The sequence below is a fragment of the Actinomadura geliboluensis genome (assembly GCF_005889745.1).
In the GTDB taxonomy this organism is placed as follows: Bacteria; Actinomycetota; Actinomycetes; order Streptosporangiales; family Streptosporangiaceae; genus Spirillospora; species Spirillospora geliboluensis.
The window spans coordinates 1-1380 of sequence record NZ_VCKZ01000735.1; the positions used below are offsets into that span (position 1 = coordinate 1).

1 protein-coding gene is annotated in these 1380 nt (G+C 68.0%); it reads left to right on the top strand.

The features are described from left to right. Positions 1-1215, top strand: a 1215-nt coding sequence (locus tag ETD96_RS43905; RefSeq protein ID WP_171069551.1) for an outer membrane protein assembly factor BamB family protein, incomplete at its 5' end; no start/stop codon positions are given. Between the last annotated feature and the right edge of the window lie 165 nt (positions 1216-1380).

Below are 1380 nucleotides of genomic sequence, written 5' to 3' on the forward strand. Positions count from 1 at the left end.
ATCATCTTCACCGTGCTGGATCTGGGGGGCTCGGGGCGGGATGGAGGTTTCCGGCCGTGGTCCGTCGATGACGCGGTCGGAGCCGCCGTCGTCTCCGACGGGCTGGTCTACATCGGCAAGAAGGACGGGACCGCCGCTCATGACGCGCGGACGGGCAGGCGGCGCTGGGAGTCCAAGGCAGGCGAGAGAGAAGTGGTGGTCGGCCGTCACGGCGCCGTGCTCGTCGTCTGGAGCCCGACGCGGCTGAGCGCCCTCGATCCGCGGTCGGGGCATCGGCTCTGGCGGATCCCGATGGGTGCGGACAGTTGCGCGACCCGGCCCGGCTCTTCGGGCCTCGTCCTGGTGATCGACAAGATCGACGGGCAGGCCGGCGCGCGGGTGTCGGCCGTCGAAACCGCCACCGGAGCCCGGATCTGGAGCAAGACGCTCCGCGCCAGTGCCTGCACATCCGACATAGGGGTCACCGAGCGAGGCATCATCGCGGTCACGTCCGGAAAGGATGAGGACGAGAACGTCCTGGTCTCCTTGGCGGCCGAATCCGGCGAAGGCTGGCGCGCGACGACCGAACGGGTGGCGACCTTCACGGCCGGCGACTCGAACGTCTACACGGCCACCAAGGCCGAAGACGGATATCGGATCCGCGCATATGCCGCGGACACGGGCCGCCGTCGCTGGGACGTCGCACTGCCGAGCTCGGACGGTGCGAATGATGTCGACGACCCCGAAATGACCACGGCGGGCTCGGATCTATACGTGCTCGAAGACGGCACTCTCTACGCCTTCCGAGGTTCGGACGGGCGTCAACTCTGGAAGTCCCCCATCTCGGATGAGACCTCTGGGCGCCTCTTCGCCACGGGCGGCATTGCCTACGTTGACTGGAACAACAGCTATACCCGCTTCATCCACACCGTTGAGCGAACTTCGCTGGCGGCGATCGACGTCAGGACCGGCCGGCGCCTATGGCACAAGCGCCTCGACTCGGGAGCGGGTTTCGCCGGGGTCGAGGGGCACACGGTCTATGTCGCCTCCCACAAGGACCGCTCCTTCCGGCCAGACGACAACACGCTCATCGCCTTCGACGCGCGAACAGGGCACCAGCGCTGGACCCCGGACTCGGACGTCAGAAGCGGCATCGTCGTCGCATCCGGCGTCCTCTACGTCCTCAACGAGGACAAACTCGAAGCGATCGACGCCGCCACCGGCGGCGGGCCCTGAACCCGCGGCCCGGGAATGTCCCGAGGCGGTCGTCAGGACGCCCTTCTCGGAGCTGATGCGCTGGAGTGACGCATGGGTGCGGAGCATCGATACCGAACCTGACCCGGACGTGGTGCGCACTCGCCGGCTCGGATTCGCCTGTGAGAGGGGTGGGTGCAGCGGGCC